Origin of the sequence: Streptomyces venetus, from assembly GCF_039540295.1 — a bacterium.
Lineage (GTDB): Bacteria > Actinomycetota > Actinomycetes > Streptomycetales > Streptomycetaceae > Streptomyces > Streptomyces venetus.
Window position 1 is genome coordinate 400,717 of sequence record NZ_BAABET010000007.1, and the last position, 20,208, is coordinate 420,924.

The 20,208-nt window shown below is 70.2% G+C and carries 17 protein-coding genes; 8 read left to right on the forward strand and 9 right to left on the reverse strand.

Going from position 1 to position 20,208, the window contains the following annotated elements:
- Positions 1–6: 6 nt before the first annotated feature.
- Both ABEA82_RS24470 and ABEA82_RS24475 read right to left on the reverse strand, forming a co-directional pair.
- The gene (locus ABEA82_RS24470; protein ID WP_345663907.1) at positions 7–2,916 is read right to left on the reverse strand and encodes an ABC transporter substrate-binding protein; all 2,910 of its coding nucleotides are present in this window, start codon (positions 2,914–2,916) and stop codon (positions 7–9) included.
- Between the two features lie 214 nt (positions 2,917–3,130).
- Positions 3,131–5,155, reverse strand: a complete 2,025-nt coding sequence (locus ABEA82_RS24475; RefSeq protein WP_345663908.1) for a SpoIIE family protein phosphatase — start codon at positions 5,153–5,155, stop codon at positions 3,131–3,133.
- A 744-nt stretch (positions 5,156–5,899) separates the two neighbouring features.
- Between ABEA82_RS24475 and ABEA82_RS24480 the strand changes: the two genes are divergently transcribed.
- A complete protein-coding gene (locus ABEA82_RS24480) occupies positions 5,900–6,838 on the forward strand; it encodes a Dyp-type peroxidase (protein WP_345663770.1) in 939 nt (312 codons plus the stop codon).
- Positions 6,839–6,864: 26 nt separating this feature from the next.
- Here ABEA82_RS24480 and ABEA82_RS24485 read toward each other — a convergent pair whose 3' ends face one another.
- Positions 6,865–7,395 (reverse strand): MOSC domain-containing protein, encoded by a 531-nt coding sequence (locus ABEA82_RS24485; RefSeq protein WP_039935532.1) that lies wholly within the window; start codon positions 7,393–7,395, stop codon positions 6,865–6,867.
- A 413-nt stretch (positions 7,396–7,808) separates the two neighbouring features.
- On the opposite strand from ABEA82_RS24485, the gene ABEA82_RS24490 reads away from it, so the two are divergent.
- A complete protein-coding gene (locus ABEA82_RS24490; protein WP_345663771.1) occupies positions 7,809–10,340 on the forward strand; it encodes a tetratricopeptide repeat protein in 2,532 nt (843 codons plus the stop codon).
- Here ABEA82_RS24490 and ABEA82_RS24495 read toward each other — a convergent pair.
- The 3 genes from ABEA82_RS24495 to ABEA82_RS24505 are packed head-to-tail and all read right to left on the reverse strand — an operon-like array spanning position 10,252 to position 12,845.
- Positions 10,252–11,073 (reverse strand): FAD:protein FMN transferase, encoded by an 822-nt coding sequence (locus tag ABEA82_RS24495; RefSeq protein ID WP_345663772.1) that lies wholly within the window; start codon positions 11,071–11,073, stop codon positions 10,252–10,254. The two genes, ABEA82_RS24490 and ABEA82_RS24495, sit on opposite strands and share 89 nt — an antisense overlap.
- Positions 11,074–11,077: 4 nt before the next feature.
- Positions 11,078–11,491 carry an FMN-binding protein gene (locus ABEA82_RS24500; RefSeq protein WP_345663773.1) on the reverse strand — a complete coding sequence of 138 codons (414 nt, stop codon included), beginning with the start codon at positions 11,489–11,491 and terminating at the stop codon, positions 11,078–11,080.
- A 13-nt stretch (positions 11,492–11,504) separates the two neighbouring features.
- Positions 11,505–12,845 (reverse strand): ferredoxin reductase family protein, encoded by a 1,341-nt coding sequence (locus ABEA82_RS24505; protein WP_345663774.1) that lies wholly within the window; start codon positions 12,843–12,845, stop codon positions 11,505–11,507.
- A 152-nt stretch (positions 12,846–12,997) separates the two neighbouring features.
- On the opposite strand from ABEA82_RS24505, the gene ABEA82_RS24510 reads away from it, so the two are divergent.
- The 6 genes from ABEA82_RS24510 (at position 12,998) to ABEA82_RS24535 (ending at position 18,739) form a co-directional block, all read left to right on the forward strand.
- Positions 12,998–13,696, forward strand: a complete 699-nt coding sequence (locus tag ABEA82_RS24510) for a response regulator transcription factor (RefSeq protein WP_345663909.1) — start codon at positions 12,998–13,000, stop codon at positions 13,694–13,696.
- Complete coding sequence (locus tag ABEA82_RS24515) at positions 13,693–15,174, forward strand: sensor histidine kinase (protein WP_345663775.1); 1,482 nt, start codon at positions 13,693–13,695, stop codon at positions 15,172–15,174. Before ABEA82_RS24510 ends, ABEA82_RS24515 begins: the two co-directional genes overlap by 4 nt.
- A gap of 66 nt (positions 15,175–15,240) precedes the next feature.
- The gene (locus ABEA82_RS24520) at positions 15,241–16,362 is read left to right on the forward strand and encodes an ABC transporter ATP-binding protein (RefSeq protein ID WP_345663776.1); all 1,122 of its coding nucleotides are present in this window, start codon (positions 15,241–15,243) and stop codon (positions 16,360–16,362) included.
- A gap of 8 nt (positions 16,363–16,370) precedes the next feature.
- Complete coding sequence (locus ABEA82_RS24525) at positions 16,371–17,057, forward strand: ABC transporter permease (RefSeq protein WP_039935537.1); 687 nt, start codon at positions 16,371–16,373, stop codon at positions 17,055–17,057.
- Positions 17,054–17,719, forward strand: coding sequence for an ABC transporter permease (locus tag ABEA82_RS24530; RefSeq protein ID WP_345663777.1), 666 nt, complete (start codon positions 17,054–17,056; stop codon positions 17,717–17,719). Before ABEA82_RS24525 ends, ABEA82_RS24530 begins: the two co-directional genes overlap by 4 nt.
- Positions 17,720–17,755: 36 nt before the next feature.
- Complete coding sequence (locus ABEA82_RS24535; RefSeq protein ID WP_423656675.1) at positions 17,756–18,739, forward strand: ABC transporter substrate-binding protein; 984 nt, start codon at positions 17,756–17,758, stop codon at positions 18,737–18,739.
- A gap of 97 nt (positions 18,740–18,836) precedes the next feature.
- Here ABEA82_RS24535 and ABEA82_RS24540 read toward each other — a convergent pair whose 3' ends face one another.
- From ABEA82_RS24540 to ABEA82_RS24550, 3 genes are read right to left on the reverse strand one after another with little or no spacing between them, the layout of a single operon-like run.
- Positions 18,837–19,421, reverse strand: a complete 585-nt coding sequence (locus ABEA82_RS24540) for a GTP-binding protein (protein WP_345663778.1) — start codon at positions 19,419–19,421, stop codon at positions 18,837–18,839.
- On the reverse strand, positions 19,408–19,767 hold the full coding sequence (locus tag ABEA82_RS24545; RefSeq protein WP_345663779.1) for a DUF742 domain-containing protein: 360 nt from the start codon (positions 19,765–19,767) through the stop codon (positions 19,408–19,410). The genes ABEA82_RS24540 and ABEA82_RS24545 overlap by 14 nt, the downstream gene beginning before the upstream one ends.
- 1 nt (position 19,768) lies before the next feature.
- A complete protein-coding gene (locus ABEA82_RS24550; protein WP_345663780.1) occupies positions 19,769–20,200 on the reverse strand; it encodes a roadblock/LC7 domain-containing protein in 432 nt (143 codons plus the stop codon).
- Positions 20,201–20,208: the final 8 nt, after the last annotated feature.

Genomic DNA, 20,208 nt, shown 5'->3' on the forward strand with positions numbered 1-20,208 from the left:
CGGCGCTCAGCCGATCCGGCACTCCTTCTCGGTGAGGCGGTCCGTGTCCCCCGCGGTGCGGCTGCACACCACGCGGGTCGTGGAGGAGCCGTCACGGGCGCGGCGGACCTCCTTGAGGACGATGCTGTGCCCGGCGCGGTCGCCGTACAGCGGGGCGCGGGTGAAGTCGATGGTGCCGGTGGCCATGCCCTCGATCTTGACGTTGCGCAGGTTCACCCAGGTCGAGGCGCGGCTCTGCGGCCGGTCGTCGCGGGTGGCCGCCCAGAACAGGGCGCGGGTCGCGTCATGTGCCAGGGCGGTCTGGCCGCTGGCCAGGGCCGGGCTGTCGAAGCGCAGACGGTGGTCCTTCAGCCCCGGCAGGTACTTCGCCGCGTCCAGGTAGAAGCCGGTCCTGGTGGCGGCCGTCTGCAGCTCGGCCAGGGCCGCGTGGTACAGCGTGACCTTCGGTGCGAGGGACTGTCCGCCGCCGGCGAAGTCCGCCTTGGACAGGTCGTCGCCGGTGAGGATGGCCAGCGGCTTGCCGGCGCAGCCCGGCTGGGTGCCCAGCTGGGTCATCAGGGGATCGACGTCCTCCACCCGGCCCGCGAAGTAGATCACGGACGGGACCCTGCCGACCGTGCAGATCTCCTGGGCGTGCGCGCGGAGTGCGGGCTTGCCCCCGCTGAGGGTGTAGCGGCGCTGATCGAGCAGGGTGAAGCCGTGTCGCCGCAGCATCCGCTGGCCGTAGCGCGCCTGTTCGTCGGTGTACAGGTCATCGGTCTTCGCCGTGTCGCGGGCGAGGACGAGGGCGTACTGCCGGCGGCCCGGCGTGCGCAACTGGGCGGCGATCAGGCCGAGCTGCCGGGTCTGCCACTCGTCCGTGGCGGCCAGGCTGAACCAGTTGGCGAACTCGCGGGGCAGATAGGTGGCGGAGTTCGTGCCGGAGACGATGGGCAGACCGGCCTCCATCAGGGTGCGTGTCGTCGCCCTGCTCGACTTCAGGTCGCGGCCGGTTCCGACGACCCCCACGACGGTCGGGTCGTGGGCGGCGTACGCGGCGATCTGCTCGGCCATCACCTTCTGGCGGCCCAGGTCCACGCCGCCGTTGGCGATCAGGACGCGCAGCTTCACGCTGGAGTTCTCGTTGATGACGGCCTGCGCCAGGTACACACCCGCCAGTTCCTCGGCGCCCTTCACCAGTGAGGAGCCGGACGCCGGGTCGGCGCTGAGCGGCCCGGCGTAGACGACGGTGACGTACTTGCCCGAGTGGTGGGCGACGACGTCCGCGTTCTGTCTCGCGACACGTTCCTCCAGATCGTCCACCGTCCAGGGCGGCTCGTCGTCGGCCGTCAGCGTCCTGACCTCGGCGCCGGGCTCGGGCACGGGCAGCCAGTCGGCGAAGCGGACGTCGTCCGTCGCAATGCCGATGCACTCGGTGCCCCCGTCGGGCGTCAGCTCACGCCGGGAGTCCCGGTTGGCCGTCAGCACGGACGCCGAGCAGTACCGGTCGCGCAGGGCATCGGCCCGCATCACGGTGCCGACGGCCAGCAGGGCGATCACCAGGACCAGGGTGTGCAGGGCCCACACCAGCCGGGCGAGTGTCGGCCGGGCGGAGGCCCGCAGATGGCGACGGTGCTCCTCGATGGGGACGAGCTGGTCGTGCGGCAGCGGGACCCTCATCACCCAGGGCAGGACGGACCGCTCCCGGCTGGGCGACTGCTCGGCGCGCAGGTTGTGCGCCCACTCCCGGTACCAGGTGCGCAGCCGATCGCCGAACTTGGGCGGTGCGGTCTCCGGGGCGGGCGTCGTCTGGACCACGCTGCGCTCCAGGCGCGGCACGTCGTGCGAGCGCACCGCGGCGACCACGAGCAGCGGGTCGAGCTCGCTGCGCCGGCTGCGTACGTCGCTGACGGCCCGGATCAGTTCGATGCCGCCGTTGCGGCCGTCCGCGTGCGGCAGGAACAGCATCGGCGGGCGCGGCCGTTTGAAGCCGCGCAGGTCCCAGCTCCAGCGGCGGTGGTTGTCCCGCAGGTCCTCCCGCAACGCCAGCACGCACAGCTGGAGATGGAAGTCGCCGCCCGCCTCGAGCGCTTCCGCCACGTCGTACGCCCGGGCCGCGATCGCCTTCCAGGAGCGCACCGGCCGCAGCAGCGAGACCTCGGTGGGTTCCTCCTGGTCCGCCGCCCTGAGGAAGGTCGTCGTCATGAACCAGCGGCTCTCCCGGCGCAGCCACAGGAAGATCGGCGCCCGCCCCGGCAGGGCGTAGTTGAGGACCGTCAGCAGGAACAGGAAGACGAGACCGGCGCCCACCGCCACGTACCACTCGCTGCGTGCCAGCAGCGCGGCGAGCACGGTCACGAGGCTCGCCGGGAGAATGTGCGCCATGTCGAACAGCGGCAGTCCCGACCGCCAGCGGGCGGTGTTCTTCGGCCGCCAGCGCTGCTGTGCCAGCTGGTTGAGCAGCCGCTGCCGCGGGTCCTGCGCGGCCTCGGGGCTGCCCGGCGCGGGGGCCGGCCAGCTCTCGCCGAGGGCCGCGACCGCGTCGTCGATGGCGTGCACCAGCCGCAGCCGCGGGAACGCGTAGCGCCGGTACACCGACCTCGGGCCGCCCCACTTCTTCGGGTCGCTCAGCGCCCGCACCATGGCGGCGGCCCGGCGCACCTCGGTGGGGCCCTCGTAGGCGTCCTGCACCACCGCGCAGCGCGTGCGGTGCGCCTCCTGACCCGCGTGCAGCTGGCGGACCAGCCCGGCCACCGCGTCGTCGTCCGCGCTCTCCTGCGCGTGCACGACGAACACCGGCATCGGCGGCTCGGCGCTCGTGCGGAAGTCCTGGATGAGGATCTCGAGCTGGTCCTGGAGGTGCGCTGCGGCGCTGCTCTCCGGTCTGCCGTCATGCCCCCCAGGGCAGTCCGGTGGCGTGCGGTCGGCGTTCACCATAAGCAACCCCCGTTCACCTTCGGTGACCTACGAGGCTAGCGGGTGCGAGTGGGGTGGGAGTGGGTGACGGACGAACTTCGGCACGTTTCGTCAGACTCGGCCACGCGGGCCGGATCCGCCGCACCGCGAGCTGAGCCGGACGCGACCGTATCGCTGTGCGAAGGGTCCACGGTGATCCGAAGGGCGGGACGCCTCAGGGCCGGGTGACCTCGTATCAGGGCCGGATGACCTCGAACCAGACGACCTTGCCGGTGCTGAGCCGGGTCGCGCCCCAGCGCCGGGCCAGCCGGTTCACCAGGTACAGGCCGCGTCCGCCCTCGTCGGTGGCACGGGCCTGCCGCAGCCGCGGCAACTGGGGGACGTCGTCGCCGACTTCGCAGCGCAGGACATCGGTGCGCAGCAGGCGCAGGCTGATCGGCCGGGAGGCGTGCCGTACGGCGTTGGTGACGACCTCGCTGACCAGCAGTTCGACGGAGTCGCTGAGCTCCTCCAGACCCCACCGCGCCAGGGCGCGCCGGGCCAGGCGGCGGGCCCGGCCGGGGGCGGTGTCCTCCGGGTCGAGGAACCAGTAGGCCACGTCGCCGGCCGCGATCCCTTCGAAGCGGGCGGCGAGCAGCGCGATGTCGTCGTCCCGGTCGCCCGGGCCGAGCATGTCGAGCACCTCGTCGCACAGCGCTTCCAGCGAGGGCGGCCGGTCGGGGCCGGCGCGCAGGGCGGTGGCCTCCGCCTTCTCGCGCAACTGCTCGATGCCGGTCCACACGTCCCTGAGGCGTGACTCGACCAGGCCGTCGGTGTACAGCAGCAGGGACGCGTCGGCGGGGGCGTCGAGTTCGACCGCCTCGAAGTCGACACCGCCGACCCCGATGGGGGCCCCGGGCGGCACGCGCAGCACCTCGGCCCGGCCGCCCAGGTGGAGCAGGACGGGCGGCGGGTGACCGGCGTTGGCGATGGTGATGCGGTGCGACACCGGGTCGTAGACGGCGTAGAGGCAGGTCGCCATGTGCTCGGAACCGAGGCGCTGGGCCTGTTCGTCGAGGTGGTGCAGGACCTCCTGCGGCGGCAGGTCGAGCCCGGCGAGCGTCTGGGCCGTGGTGCGCAGCTGGCCCATGATGGCGGCGGAGGTCATGGAGTGGCCCATGACGTCGCCGACGACGAGGGCGACACGGTTGCCCGGCAGCGGGATCACGTCGTACCAGTCGCCGCCCACACGGGCCGATTCGGCGGCGGGCAGATAGCGCGCCGCGAGCCGGACCCCGGCGGGGCTGGGCAGGGTCTCGGGCAGCATGGTGCGCTGGAGCTCGTCCGCGATGTAGGCCTCGCGGCCGTAGAGGACGGCCTTGTCGATGCCGAGGGCACTGTGCGTGGCGAGCTGTGCCGCGACGAGGAGGTCGGCGGCCTCGAACGGCGCGCTTTCGGGGCGGCGCAGGAACACGGCCGCGCCGATGACCCGCCGTCGTCCGCGCAGCGGCGCGAGGATCGCGCGCTGGCCCTCCGGTACGACGAACTCGCGGTCTTCAGCGAGCAGTTCGGCCAGGGCGGCACGGGCCGCCGGGGCGTCGGTGAACACCGGGCGCACCCCCCGCAGCACCTCGGCGAGCGCACTGCCGGGCCGCACCTCGCACAACTCGGCGGCTCCGGTGTCCGCGAACGGCACGGCGCCCGGATCCTCCTCCGCCGGGAACCGCTCGTCGCGGAACAGCCGCAGCGCCACGGGGCCGGCCGACCGCTCGTCGCCGACCGGCAGCGGCTCACGCAGGTGGACGAGGACCGCCTCCGCGAAAGTGGGCACCACCGCCCGGCACAGGCCGGTCAGGATCTCGTCCAGCTCCATGGCGCGGCTGATCCGCCGGGTCGCGGCACCCACGAACCGCAGCCGGTCCCCGTCCCGCCGCGCCGGCGTGGAGGCCGGTGCCGGGGTGGGCGAGGCCGGTGATGACCCGCTCACGCCGAGCGCGGCATGGGCCGCCAGCTCGCAGAGCACCTGCCGGTCCTCCGTACGGAAGACCTCCCGGTCCGGCCGCCGCAGGAACAGGGCGGCACCCGCCGCTCCGTGAGCACCGGCCAGGGGGACGAGCAGGACCCGGTCCCCCTTCGGCAGCCGGGCGTTCGGCCCCAGCAGCTCGCGCAGCGCCGGATCCAGGTCGATGGAGTCCCTGCCCAGCGCCTCGCCCGCCTGGAGGACCTTCGCCAGCACGCCGGACTCCGCCATCGGCACGGTGACGAGCGCCGTCCCGTCCAGCGTGCCGCCGAGCCCCTCCCGCGGGCCGGGCTGCCACAGCGCGCCCCCGTCGGGCGACGGGTCGGCCGGGAGATACGGGGCGACGGCGGCAGCCGGTGCCGGGCGCGATGCGGTGGTCCCCGTGGGGCGGCAGCCGCTGCCGCTCAAGTGCAGCCGCACCCCGGAAGCCCCGGGATCCTTGTGGTCCGGAGCGGCGAGATACACGACGAGGGCGTCCGCGACGGACGGCACCGTCGTCCCGCAGAGCTCCTGGAGCACCTGCGCCGGATGCCCGGCGCGCGCGACACGACGGACCGCGTGGGTGAGAAAGCGTTTGGGGTCGGGCCGCATCGCCCACATCCTGCGCGAGGCAGGGGGTTCTGTCCAGCCGTAGGCGGCAGCCAACCCTTCGGGCCCTCGCTCCAGTTGGCGGACCGGGCCCGGCCCCTGGTGCCGAGCCCGCGCACCCGGGCCCCGTGCGCCGGGAAAGCGGTTCCGTACGAACCGGCTCACCACCGAGTTCATCGCCCGGCAGGCCGGCATCGCCGTGCGGGACGTGCTGTCCGAGACCGTGTACGCCGAGGCGGTGCCGCTCGGCCCGTGGGACGTGAAGGTGCTTCAGGACGAGAGGCTCCAGCAACCACCCTTTCCGCCCGGGGAGTTCCGGCCGCCTGTTCGCTGGGCATCGTGTCAGGGGCGTGGGCCGCGCCGCCCCGGAGGGGGGAGCGGGCGGGCCTGTCGGCCGGGCGAAGGGATGGGAAAGCCATGACGTCACCGCTGCCCCCGGGAGAGACGCTGCCACAGCCGGTGCTGAACCCGCCGGCCTCGGTCGCGGTGTTCCTGGTCGCCACGATCGACACCGGCGGGGAAGCCGCCGTACGGGAGGTGCTGGGGTCCCTCGCGGGACTGGTGCGGTCCGTCGGCTTCCCGAGCCCCGACGGCGGCCTCGGCTGCGTCGCCGGCATCGGATCCCGGGCCTGGGGCCGGCTGTTCGGCGGCCCCAGGCCCGCCGAACTGCACCCGTTCCGCGAACTGGCCGGGCCCCGGCACCACGCCCCGTCGACCCCCGGCGACCTGTTCTTCCACATCAAGGCCGCCCGCACCGACCTGTGCTTCGCCCTCGCCGCCGAGCTCATGCGGCGGCTGCGCGGCACGGTCACCGTGCGGGACGAGACGCAGGCCTTCTCGTACTTCGACTCGCGCAACGTCCTCGGCTTCGTCGACGGCACCGAGAACCCCGTCGGGCAGGCCGCGGCCGACGCGGCGCTGGTCGGCGAGGAGGATCCCGCCTTCCGCGGCGGGAGTTACGCCGTCGTGCAGAAGTACCTGCACGACGTGGACGCCTGGGAGGCCCTCGCCGTCGAGGCGCAGGAGAAGGTGATCGGCCGCACCAAGCTCACCAACCTCGAACTCGACGCGCCCGGCTCCCACAAGGACGTCAACACCGTCCTCGGCCCGGACGGCGCCGAGCAGCGGATCCTGCGCGCCGCGATGCCGTTCGGCAGGCCCGGGCACGGCGAGTTCGGCACGTACTTCGTGGCCTACGCGCGCACGCCCGGGATCCCCGAGACGATGCTGCGCAAGATGTTCCTCGGCGGGCCGGGCTCGGGCCCCGACCCGCTGCTGGACTACTCACGGGCCGTCACCGGCAGCCTGTTCTTCGTCCCCCCGGCGGGGTTCCTGGAGGCCCTGCCGGAGGGCTGACGGCCGGGCCGCTCGGTCAGACTCGGTCAGACGCGCTCCAGCGGCCGGTGCGGTTCGGCCGGCAGCCGGACCTCGATCGGGTCGCCGGGGCGCACCACCCCGCCCTCCCGCACGACGCTCATGATGCCGGCCTTGCGCACCACCCGGCCGCTCGCGTCACGGCCGACGACCTGTTTCAGCAGCCCGTCCTGGAAGGCGTCGATCTGCAGGCAGGGGTTGCGCAGGCCGGTCACCTCCAGCACCGCGGTGTCACCGATCCGCAGCAGCGTGCCGACCGGCAGGCCCAGCAGGTCGATGCCGCGCGTGGTGATGTTCTCCCCGAGCGCGCCGGGCGCCACCTCGAAGCCCGCCTCGCCGACCTCGGCGAACAACTCCTCGTGGATGAGGTGCACCTGTCGCAGATTGGGCTGGGTGGGATCCTGCGCGATCCGCGAACGGTGCTTGACCGTCACCCCCGCGTGCACGTCGCCCTCCACTCCCAGCCCTTCGAGCAGCGTGATGCTGTCCCTGTTCGGCTTGGTGAACGAGTACACCCCGTTACTGCTGACCGCCGTCACCGTCGCGTCCACGCGTCCGGTCCCCCTTACCCGTTGGCAGTGATCCACCAGGAGCCTAACGCGTACGCGGGTCTCACACCTGGCGGGGCCGGCCCGAAAAGTACACGGTCAATGCGCCGCGTCGGCGGCCTGCCCGTAGCCGAGCGGGGCTGGTTTGGCCCAGCGTGGTGGTTCGAATGCCGGCATGCCGGTCCCAGTTACTCCGGCCTACCTCATTCTCACCATAACCGGGAGGGGAGCTCCCAGCCGAATCAGCCACAGAGCTTAGTAATTCAACCTGAAATAGTTGACAAAAGACCCAGTGAGAAGTAGTGGTGAGGGTTGTGATCTGTTGCGGGTTTGATCAATACTGGTGGTGTACATCTAGGTACTCCTGAAAGAGTGACCCCAAAGTAGTTGCAGGGGGTAGCGCCATGGTGCTGGAGCCGGGCGATAAGTACGCTGACCAAGGTCGGCATGAGGAAGCCCTTGAAGCCTACGAATGGGCGCTTGGTGTGGACCGTTACAACATCAGAGCGTTGCGCGGGAAGATAGCGGCCCTGGTTGCGCTGTGTCGATGGACTGATGCCGAGGGTGCCGCCGACGAAGCAGTTGCCATGTATCCAAGGGATGCGGGCCTGCGGGTGGCACGAGGATGGGTTCTCAGTGAGCAGGACTACGCTGAAGATGCACTTCGGGAGTTCGAAAAGGCCAGCGGCATAGATCCAAATTCTAAAGAAGCCCTGCAGGCGCAAGCCGCCCAGCTGCGTTATATGCGTCGTTGGGAGGAAGCTGAGGAGGCAGCGCGGATAATGAGTCAGTTGCCGGACAGCACGGATGCGCATGTGATGCTTGCGTGGGTACTGTCCGACAGGGGCCGTCATGGCGACGCAATGAGAGAAGTCAACGAAGCGATAGCCAATGAGAAAAAGCCCCACCGTTGGGCCTGGTCCACCAAAACGCAGTTTCTGGCCATGCGGCAGCGTTGGGAAGAGGCCGAGAAAAACGGATACAAGGCGATCCAAGAACTTCCGGACGACCTTCCTCAGCGTTCCGCGCTCTGTGATGTGCTCCGGGGGGAAGGGAAATACGAGGAGGCGCGGGAGCATGCAGAGAAGGCGTTCTCCGAAAATCCTGTCCACCCGAAGGTGCTGTCGGACTATATTCAGATCCTGAAAGAACTCCAAGAATTCAAGACGGCGGAGGAGGAGGCTCGCAAGGTGGTCGCCGAGCATCGAAGGTCGGTGGACGCACACACAGTCCTGGCGCAATTGCTGGACAGCCTCTGCCGACCCGGGGAGGCCTTGAAATCCTACGATGACGCCCTGGCGCTGAATCCGCAATTCGAGCCGGCGATCATCGGAAAGTCCTCTGCTCTGCGGGGACTGGGCCTCCTGGACGAAGCGCAGAGGTTTATGGGTGGGCACCTTGAGCGGGCCCATTATCGGCCATTTCTTGTTGAACAAGGCATGATCGAGCTTGAACGAGGCATCGCTCACCCGGAACTTGACCACTTCCGGAAGGCGGAAATCCGCCTTGAGGATCTCCTTGAAAACCATAGCGAGTCCGCGGAAGAGAAAGGCGAAGCGCTGGAGCAGCTCGGGTGGGTAGCTTTCGAGCAGGGAGACTACAGAAAGGCGGACAGGCAATTCAAGAAGGCGCGTGAGCAGGATCCCATGCATGAGTACAAGTATTGGCTTGGATCGGCTTGGGTGAGCGCGCGGGAGAAGAAGTCGGATTCTCGGGAGGAAAATTCTAATTGCGATGTCGACAGTGGCCTCCGTCGGCGCATTGCAGATTTCCTGGACCGCGCGCCCAACGATCCTTTGGCTCCATTGGCTCACTCGTGGCAAGGCGTCATCAAATTCCGTGACGGCGACTGCGCGGCCGCGGAGCAAAGCTTCAAGAAGGTAGTCGAGCTTGCGCCCTTCTCCAGTGGTCATTTCGCTCTGGGGTCCTTGTATAGAATGATGGGCTTGTATAAGGAAAGCCTGGAATCCTTGGAGCGTGCGAAGGAGCTCAATGAAAATGACGCGAGCGTGCGCATCGAGCTCGGTCAGCTCTGCCTGGAGCGCAGTGAGTCTTCTGAGGATGCGGAAGCGGCTGCCTGGCACTTCCGTCGGGCCCGAATGTCGACTGCGAACAGAAATGAAAAGGGAGAGGCGGCTTTGGGGCTGGCAGTTGCTCTCGTGCGATCACGGGGCGATTTGAAGGCGGCAGAGGATACGCTGTACACGGCCATCCAAGTCGGAGACACCGTGAGTGATTCCACAGCGAAGCTCCATCAGGCCTTGGCTCGGGTGCTGGTAGAGGACGGCGATGCGGTCTCGGAATCAGCGGAAGGCGAAGCCTCCATGACGCCCTTCTATGGTGAAGCCCAGGAGGCGGCCAAGAAAGCGATTCAAAGGAACAAGAACGACCCCGAATCGTACTTCGTAGCCGGAGTGGCGGAACAGAGGTTGGCGAGTCAAGCATCGAGCGCATTTGGGCAGAGCAGGCACCGCAAGAGTGCTCGTTGCCATTTCAAGAGGAGCAAGGAATATCACCACGATGAAGCCGGCAAGCGCGAGGCCGGGCGCGCTGTTGAACTGCTTGGGAAAAGCCCTTTGGTGGGGCCTGCCGTCGCAGCACCTGTCGTGATCTTTATTGTTGCACTGGTTTTGCTGGCCACCTGGGTCAACTTCCTCTGGTGGAGCGAGGTGACTACGACAATGGTCATGACGCTCACGCCAGTTCTCCTCGGGCTGATTTTCGCAGGGTTCTTGTTGCCCAAAGTGATCAGCTTGAGGCTGCCCGGCGGTGTGGAAGCCAGGCTGGAGGAGAACCTGAGCATTGTGCCGAATGTGCGGCCAAAGGTGATGCTCAACCCCTCCCGATTCACCCCGTCGTCCAGCTTCTTCGGAAGTCCCTCCCAACTTCGGTGGCGGATGCCGAAGGCGTGGGCGACCAGGTATATCGATAGGTGATGTCCCGAGTCGTCCGTTCCCCGGCGACGGGAAACCCCGCCGACCGCAGCACCCGCCGCCCCGCGTCCACCGCGAAGACCTCACAACCGGCCCGATCCGCCGCCCACTCGACCCCCTCGGCGCCCATCGCGAAGGCCGCCGTCGCGACGGTGTCGGCCTCGGTGAGGGTGGGGGCGACGACCGTGAGGCTCAGGAGCCCGGTCGCCGGGCGGCCCGTGCGGCCGTCGATGATGTGGTCGCCGCGCTCGTAGCGGGCGGAGGTCGCGACGGCCCGGTCCGTGAGGTCCAGCACCGTGCACAACCGGTCGGCGTGCTCGGGATGCCGTACCCCGACCCGCCAGGGGCCACCGGCGGCGACGACGTCACCGCCCGCGTTGAGACAGAAGCGCCGGGCCCCGGCCGCCGCCAGCAGCTCGGCGCCCTTCTGCACCGACCAGCCCTTCACCACGGCGCACGGGTCGAGGCCGCGACCGGGCAGACGCACGTCGAAGGCGCCCCCGGTCGCGACCCGGTACTCCTCGCACAGATCCAGGACCTCCCGCAGCTCGGGGCCGGGCACGCGCACCTCCCCGCGGTCCAGCCGGGACACCTCGCTGTCCGGACGGAACGGGCTGAACCGCGCGTCGACCGCGCGCAGCCAGGCGAAGAGGCCGTCCACCGGCGCCTCGGGGAAGTCCTCGTCGTCGATCCGCACCGACACCGGGAAGCCCATGACGTGCTCGACGCGCCGCATGTCCTCAGCCGTTCGCGTCGATGGCGGCCTGGAGCGACTCCTTGTAGCCGTCGCTGGTGATCGTGGCGCCGGAGACGGTGTCGATGTCGGCGCTCTGCGCTTGGAGGGTCTCCTCGATCAGCTTGGGCACGGCGGCCGTTGTCTGGGGGTGGTTCGGCTGTTGCAGCATGCGGACCGAGGCGATCTTCTCCCCGTCGAAGGTGACCTCGACCTGCACCGGGCCCTTCTCGGTGTCGATGGCCGAGCCCGACACGACCGTGGACGTCGCACCTCCGGACGAGGAGGCCGAGGGCGTCGACGCCGGTGCCGCGGCCTCCGTGACGGTCGACGACGACCCGCCGTCGTGCGAGGGCACGTACCGCCAGACCGGGATCAGACCCGCGACGCTCAGAACCAGGACGGGTATGGCTCGCTTCACGACAGTCTCCTCGTCATCCGGCCAGGCTGAAGCGTTCGAAGTGGACCTGCGGCTTGGGCACGCCCAGCTCGCGCAGGCTGCCGAGCACGGCGTTCATCATCGGTGGCGGGCCGCAGAGATAGACGTCCCGCTCGGTGATGTCCGGCACGAGACGGACCAGTTCCCCGGGCGCCAACCGGTCCGGCACGGGCGGCCCCGTCACCAGGTGCAGCTCCGCGCCCTTGGCGAGCGCGAGCTCGCGCAGTTCGCCGTGGAGGACGGCGTCCCGGTCGGTGGCGACCCGGTAGATCACGACGGCGTGGCCGTGCAGTTCCTCCAGCAGGGCCCGGACGGGCGTCACGCCGACCCCGCCGGCGATGAGCACGGCGTCCGGGCGGGTGCGGTGCAGGGTGGTGAAGGCGCCGTAGGGGCCCTCGGCGAACACGCGCGTGCCGACCTTCAGATGGCGCAGGGCGGCGCTGCCGTCGCCCGCCCGCTTGGCGGTCAGGCGCAGGGTGCGGCCGTCCGGGGCGGCCGACAGCGAGAACGGGTTGGCCTGCCACCAGCGGTCCTTCGTCAGGAACCGCCACAGGAAGAACTGTCCGGCCCGGGCGGGGAGACGGTCGAGGTCGCGGCCGGTGACGTAGACGGAGACGACGTCGTCGTTCTCCGGGACGACCGCCGTGACACGGAGCCGGTGGCGGAGGTTGCGCCACAGGGGCAGCACCAGCCGGCCCGCGAACACCGCGGCGAGCGCCCCGCCCCACACGGCCGACCAGTACGTCCTCGCCACGGACGACGAGGTGAACGTCGTGCCCGCCGCCACCTGGTGGGTGAAGGCCAGCACCACCGCGACATAGGTGTACAGGTGGATGAAGTGCCAGGCCTCATAGGCCAGCCGGCGCCGGGCCCAGCGGGCCGAGACCGCGCCGACCACGATGACGACCGCCAGGGCGACGATCGCGCGCAGCACGCCCTCCGTGGTCTCGGCGAGGTCCACCAGCTGGTCCACCGGGTCCAGGGACGAGGACCGCGCGTAGCCGAACGTGATGAACACCGCGTGCGCGAGCAGCAGCCACAGCACCGAGAAGCCGGTCCAGCGGTGGAGGGACGTCAGCCGGTCCATGCCGATCCGCCGGTCGAACCACGGCAGCCGGGCCACCAGCAGCAGCTGGAACGCCATCAGCAGCGCCCCGTACAGCCCGGTCAGCCGGCCCAGCACGATCAGCGCGTTCGAGGCGAAACCGGCCTGGACGAAGAAGACGGCCACCACGGCCGCGTTGGCGAGCAGCACCGCGAACAGGCCGGCGCGGCCCACCACTCCCGGGCGCACGCCCGGCCGTGTGGCGGTGGGGGGTCGTTGGAGGGTCGTCACGGTCGGCAGCTCCTTGATCGGATCCTGGGACACCGAGCTTGTCGCGAGGGAGCTGTCGAAATACTGTCGCTCAACTTTCAAGTTTTTATCGATCCGGCGGGAGAAGGCCGTGCGGCTATGGAGGCTCGGGACAGGTGAAGCACTATGAGCGGGTGGAGAAAGTACGACTGCTCGTCGTCGACGACGACCCGCCCATCGCCGATCTCGTCGCCACCGTCGCCCGCTACGAGGGCTGGGAGGCGGTCACGGCGTACACCGGCGAGGACGCGCTGCGACGGGCCGCCGCGTTCCACCCCGACATCGTGGTGCTGGACCTGATGCTGCCCGGCGTGGACGGCTTCGGCGTCCTGGACCGGCTGCGCGCCTCCGGCACGATGGTGCCGGTGGTCTTCCTCACCGCGCGCGACGGCGTCGCCGACCGGGTCGCGGGCCTGACCCGGGGCGGCGACGACTACCTGGTCAAGCCGTTCGCCGTGGAGGAACTGATGGCCCGGCTGCGGACCGTGCTGCGGCGCAGCGCCGGACCCGCCTTCCAGCGGTCCGTGCTCCAGGTCGGCGACCTGACGATGGACGAGGACACCCGTGAGGTGCGACGCGGCGACACGCTGCTGTCGCTGACCCCCACCGAGTACGAGGTGCTGCGCTACCTCCTGCGCAAGTCACCCACCGTGCTCACCAAGGCGCAGATCCTCGACCACGTGTGGGAGTACGGCTTCGGCGGCCGGTCCAACGTCGTCGAACTGGTCGTCAGCCGGCTGCGCCGCAAACTCGACGAGACGGACGACGGCGCCGCCCCGCTGATCCACACCGTGCGCGGCTTCGGGTACGTCCTGCGACAGGCCTCCGAGTGATCGCCCGGCTGCGGCGGGCGTACCGCGGGATGCGCCTGGGCACCCGGCTGGCCCTGGGTCTCGGCGTCCTGGCGCTGGTCGTGTTCGCCGTCGTCGGCACGGCCCTGACCACCTATATGCGGGACTACCTCTCCGCCCAGCTCAACGACCAGCTGAAGCTCGCCCAGCTCGCCCAGTCCAAGAGCATCGCGGACCACGGCACCCTCCAGGGCAAGAAGTACTACCGCTGGTACTACGCCGTGTACGACGTTTCGGACGGCACCCCCGAGCTGCGCAAGCCCGAGGACCCCGCCGACGTGCCGCGGGACGTCGACGACTTCACGGCCCTGGCCCGGGCCCAGGCCGCCACGCACGAGGAGCTCGTGCGCACCGAGCACCTCAAGGGCGCGGGCGCCTACCGGCTGCGCGCCTGCGAGGTCGAACCCGGGGTGGTGCTGGTGAGCGCCGCGCCCATGGACGACATCGAGGACACGGTCGGGCAACTGATCACGATCCAGGCCGTCACGTTCGGGCTCGCGCTGCTGGCCCTGGTGGTCCTCGGCCGCAGGATGCTGCGCCGCGGCCTGAAACCGCTCAGCGACATGGCGTACACCGCGAACGGCATCGCGTCGCACGACCTGACCGAGTCGGCGGCCCGGCTGCCGCTGCGCGCCGACGGCCGGGACGGCGGGCCGGAGGTGGACGAGCTGCGGACCGCCTTCAACACGATGCTGGAGCACATCGACGACTCCCTCGCGGTGCGCGCGGAGGCCGAACAGCGGCTGCGCCGGTTCGTCGCCGACGCCTCGCACGAACTGCGCACCCCGCTGATGTCGGTGCGCGGCTACGCCGACCTGTTCCAGTACGCCGCCGCCAACGCCCCCGAGGAACGCGACCGGCACCTGACCCGGCTGCGCGCCGAGGCCGCCCGGATGGGGGTCCTCCTGGACGACCTGCTGCTGCTCGCCCGGCTGGACGCGGCGGAGGTGGAGACGCCGCTGCGGCTCCAGGACGCCGACCTGATGGAACTGGTGCACCAGGCCGCGGACGCCTTCCGCGCGGGCCGCCCCGGCCATCCGCTGACCGGGCCGGCCGGGCCGCGGACGGTGTGGCTGCGGATGGACCCGCTGCGCATCCGGCAAGTCGTCGACAACCTCCTCACCAACGCGGCCGTGCACACGCCCCCCGGTACGACGGTGTCCGTGGAGGTGCGCGTCGGTCCCGGCACGGCCGAGGTGCGGGTCACGGACACCGGCCCCGGCATCCCGCCCGACGACCGGGCCCGCGTCTTCGACCGTTTCTACCGCGTCGACAAGGCCCGCAGCCGCGACCGCGGCGGCAGCGGACTCGGCCTCGCGGTCGCCCGCTCCCTGGTCCGGGCCCACGGCGGCCGCATCGAGCTGGACAGCGAGCCGGGGGCGACGGTGTTCACCGTGCGCCTGCCGCTGAACGCGCGGGGGCCTGCGGCTGCCCGGGGGCCGGAAACGGCCGCGGTCTAGACTCGTCCGGCACAGCCCGTACGACCATGGCCAAAAGTCTCCGCCAACCCGAAGGGCTCCGGCGTCTTGATACGGATCGAATCAGTCACCAAGCGGTACCCGGACGGCACGGTGGCGGTGGACCGGCTCTCCATGGAGATACCCGACCGCTCGATCACCGTCCTCGTCGGACCGTCGGGCTGCGGCAAGACCACCACCCTGCGGATGATCAACAGGATGGTCGAGCCGAGCGAGGGAACGATCCTCCTCGACGGCGAGGACATCCAGCGGCAGCCCGTCACCACCCTGCGCCGGTCCATGGGGTACGTCATCCAGAACGCAGGCCTCTTCCAGCACCGCACGATCGTCGACAACATCGCGACCGTGCCCCGCATGCTCGGCTGGGGCAAGCAGAAGGCCCGGGCCCGGGCGGCGGAGCTGATGGAACGCGTGGGCCTCGACACCGCGCTCGCCAAGCGGTACCCCTACCAGCTCTCCGGCGGCCAGCAGCAGCGCGTCGGAGTGGCCCGGGCGCTCGCCGCCGACCCGCCGGTACTGCTCATGGACGAGCCGTTCTCGGCGGTCGACCCCGTGGTGCGCAAGGGACTCCAGGACGAACTGCTGCGCATCCAGGAAGAGCTGGGCAAGACGATCGTCTTCGTCACCCACGACATCGACGAGGCGATCAAACTCGGCACCATGGTCGCCGTGCTGCGCACCGGCGGTCACCTCGCCCAGTACGCACCGCCCTCCGAGCTGCTGGCCGAACCCGCCGACGCCTTCGTCGAGGACTTCCTCGGCGGCGACCGCGGCATCCGGCGGCTGTCGTTCTTCCCGTCCGGGCGGCTCGAGCTGACGACCGGCCCAGTGATCCCGCTCGACGCGACCGCCGAGCAGATCGCCGCCCCCGACGCGCCCTGGCTCCTGGTGACCGACGCGGACGGCAGGCCGCTCGGCTGGGGCGAGCCGGGCGACCTGGCGGCCGGGGACATCAGGCCGGACCGGCTGCTGTCCCACGGGCGGCCGTTCGTGCCCGGCACCGACTCCCTGCGGGTCGCTCTCGACTGCGCGGTGCTCTCCCCGACCGGCTGGGCCGTCGCCGTGGACGGCGACGGCCGGGTGACCGGAGTCGTCTCGCAGCAGACCATCGGCGAGGCGATCCGCAGCGCCCACGCGGCGGGGCGCGACGACGAGAAGGTCGCCGGATGAGCGGCTTCCTGCACGACTTCTTCGACATCCCCAGCGACCTCCAGCACAGCTGGCTCGGACTGATCGGGCTGCACCTGAGGGAGGCCCTGCTGCCGGTCGCGGCCGGACTGCTGCTCGCGCTGCCGATCGCCCAGCTGTGCGTGCGCTTCCGCTGGCTGTACCCGCCCGTCCTCGGTGTCACGACCGTGCTGTACGCCATCCCGTCGCTGGCGTTCTTCGTCGTGCTCATCGACTACACCGGGCAGACCGAACTCACCGTGATGATCCCGCTGGCCGTGTACAGCCTGGTGGTGCTCGTCCCGGCGATCGTCGACGGGGTGCGCTCGGTGTCCGAGGAGACCCTGGCCGCCGCCACCGCCATGGGCTTCGGACCCGTACGGCGCTACTTCCAGGTGCAGTTGCCGATCGCGGTACCGGCGATCATCGCCGGCCTGCGGGTGGCGACCGTGTCCAGCATCTCCCTCGTCAGCGTCGGCATGCTGATCGGCAACCAGGGCGCGCTCGGCAACCTGCTCCACGACGCGCAGATCTACAACCGGCCCGAACTGACGTGGAACTCCGTGATCACCACGGCCCTGCTGGCGATCCTCGTCGACGCCCTGCTGGTTCTCGTCCGCGTGCTGCTGACGCCCTGGATGCCCAGCGGCACGGCCCGGCGCAAGCAGGCGCCCGCACTTGAGGATGCCGCCCGGTGAACGTTCTGAACTTCGTCAACTCCTTCTTCAGCGACAGCGCCCACTGGCACGGCTACGACGGCATCCCCGCCCGCCTCGGGGAACATGTGCGGTACACCCTTCAGGCGCTGCTCCTCGCCGCGGCGATCGGACTGCCGATCGGCCTGTTCACCGGCCACTACGGCCGGGGCGGAAACGCCCTGTCCCTGGTGGCCACCGCGGGACGGGCCCTGCCCAGCTTCGGGCTGCTGGTGCTGATGACGACCCTGCTGGGCTTCGGCATGCTGCCCGTGATGATCCCGCTGGTGATCCTCGCCGTCCCGCCGATCCTGGTCACCACCTACGAGGCGATGCGCAGCGTCGACCCGTCACCGGTGGACGCCGCCCGCGGCATGGGCATGCACGAGTCGCGCATCCTCTTCCAGGTCGAACTGCCGGTCGCGCTGCCGCTGATCCTGAGCGGACTGCGCTCGGCGGCCATCCAGATCGTGTCGACCGCGACCATCGCCGCGTACGTCAGCCTGGGCGGCCTCGGACGGTACATCGTGGACGGCCTTTACCAGCGCGACTACGAGAAGGTCGTGGGCGGCGCGACCCTCGTGGCGGTCCTCGCGCTGGTCACGCTCGCACTGTTCTGGGCGGTGGCCCGGACCGCGGTGTCGCCGGGTGTGCGCAGGAGATGACGCCAATCGGTGACCAAGCAGCTCTTGACTGACCGAATGGCCGCTGGCTTGGATCAGTGGGTGATTACTACGCCGAAGAGCAGTACCCGGTCCATATCGAGGCACCCCGGTGCGGCGGCGGTCGCGCTCGCCGCTGCGGTTGCTCTGCTCGGGGGCTGTTCCTCCGGCGGCACCTCCGACGACCCGCTCAAGGGCGGCGGGGCGAAGGGCGACACCGTCGTCGTCGGCTCCAACAACTTCGCCGAGAGCATCCTGCTCGCCGACATCTACGGCGAGGCCCTCAAGGCCAAGGGCATCAAGGTCACCTACAAGCCCAACATCGGCAGCCGCGAGACCACGTACGGGCTGATGAAGAACGGCACGATCACCGTGCTGCCGGAGTACAACGGCTCGCTGCTCGCCTACCTGGACGCGAAGGCCAAGCCGAAGACGGTCGAGGAGACCACGACCGCCATCGACGCCAAGCTCGACTCCAAGCTGGAGCTGCTGAAGCCGTCGGCCGCGCAGAACAAGGACTCCGTGACGCTCAACGCGGAGACCGCGAAGAAGTACAAGCTGACCTCGGGCTCGTCCATCGCGGACCTCAAGGACGTCGCCAAGGACCTGGACTTCGGCGGCTCGCCCGAGTTCCAGACCCGGCACCAGGGACTGGCCGGCCTGAAGTCGGTGTACGGGCTGGAGTTCAAGTCCTTCAAGTCCCTCGACGCGGGCGGGCCGCTGACGCAGGCGGCACTGAAGAAGAACACCGTGCAGGCCGCGGACCTCTTCACCACCGACCCGACCATCACCCGGGAGAAGTTCGTCGTCCTGAAGGACCCGGAGAACCTCTTCGGCTTCCAGAACGTGCAGCCCCTGGTCCGCAAGGGCGAGCTGTCCAAGGAGGGCGCCGCGGCGCTCGACGCGGTCTCGGCCAAGCTCGACACCAAGGCCCTCCTCGACCTGGACGCGCAGGTGCAGCTCGAGAAGAAGGACCCGCTGGACGTGGCCAAGGCCTGGCTGAAGTCGGCTGGGCTGGCCTGACCGGCCGTCCGACCATCGGGCCCGGGCGGCGACGACCGCCCGGGCCGCAGGCCGTGCCGCCCCGGCCTTTGCAGGCCTGGATGCCGCGGCGGCTTCCCTAGGCCTGCACCGCCGACGCGATCAGCTGGTCGATCAGGGCGATCAGCACGTCCCGGCACGACTCCCGGTCCCGTGCGTCGCACAGCAGGACCTGCACGTGCTCCGGGACGGCGAGCGCGTCCCGGATGTCCTCGGGCGGGTAGGGGTGTTCGCCGTAGAAGCCGTTGACGCCGACGACGAACGGGATGTCCCGGCGTTCGAAGAAGTCGATCGCGGCGAAGCTCGACTCGGGTCTGCGGACGTCGACCAGGACCACGGCACCCAGCGCGCCGAGGGCCAGGTCGTTCCACATGAACCAGAACCGCTGCTGTCCCGGCGTGCCGAACAGGTACAGCACCAGTTCCCGGCTGATGGTGATCCGGCCGAAGTCCAGGGCCACGGTGGTGGCCCGTTTCTCCTCGATGCCGTCGAGGTCGTCGACGCCCAGACCGGCCATGGTCAGGGGTTCCTCGGTACGCAGCGGGGCGATCTCGCTGACCGACCCGACCATGGTGGTCTTGCCGACGCCGAAGCCGCCGGCGACGAGGATCTTGACCGTGTCGGGTGCCGAAGGCGCGTCCGTGGTGGAGTCAGAGCCGGCCAAGGCCGTCCCTCACTTTCTGCAGCAGGTCCAGGTCCGGGGTGGTGCGGGAAACGAGGCGCGGTGCGCGGACGGTGATCCGGCCGGCTTCCAGGAGGTCGCAGAGCAGGATGACGACCACGCTCACCGGGAGGTCGAGCCGGGCGGCCAGCTCCGCGACGGCGACCGGCTCGGCGCACAGCCGCAGGATCCGGTTGTGCTCGGGCTGGCACCGGACGGCCGCCACGGGCTGCGGATCGACCGCGGTGACCGTCGCGATGAGCGTGAAGTCGGTGCGGCTGGGCCGGGTTCTGCCACCGGTCAGAGTGAACGGCCGGACGAGCCGGCCCGCCGAGTCGCCTCCGCCCACCTCACACGCCTGGGTCGACGACGGGCCCGGCCGTGCCCCGCGGTGCCGCGCTGAGGTGCTCGCCGATCTTCTTCACCAGCATGTTCATCTGGTACGCCACCACCCCCACGTCCGCGCCCGGCCCGGTGAGCACGACCAGGTGCGCGCCGGGGCCGGCGGAGGTCAGGATCAGATAGCTGTTGGCCATCTCGATGAGCGCCTGGCGCACCGGACCGCCCCGGAAGTCCATGCTGACGCCCTTGCTGAGGCTCATCAGCCCGGAGGCGGTCGCGGCGAGCCGCTCGGCGTCGTCGCGCAGGAATCCGGTGGACTTGCTCACCACCAGACCGTCTTCGGAGAGCACCACGGCCTGGCTCACGTCGGCGACCCGCTCCACGAGTCCGGTCAGCAGCTGGTCGAGCTGGGTGTGGGTGGCGGGGATGGGGCGTGTCATTGCGGTGT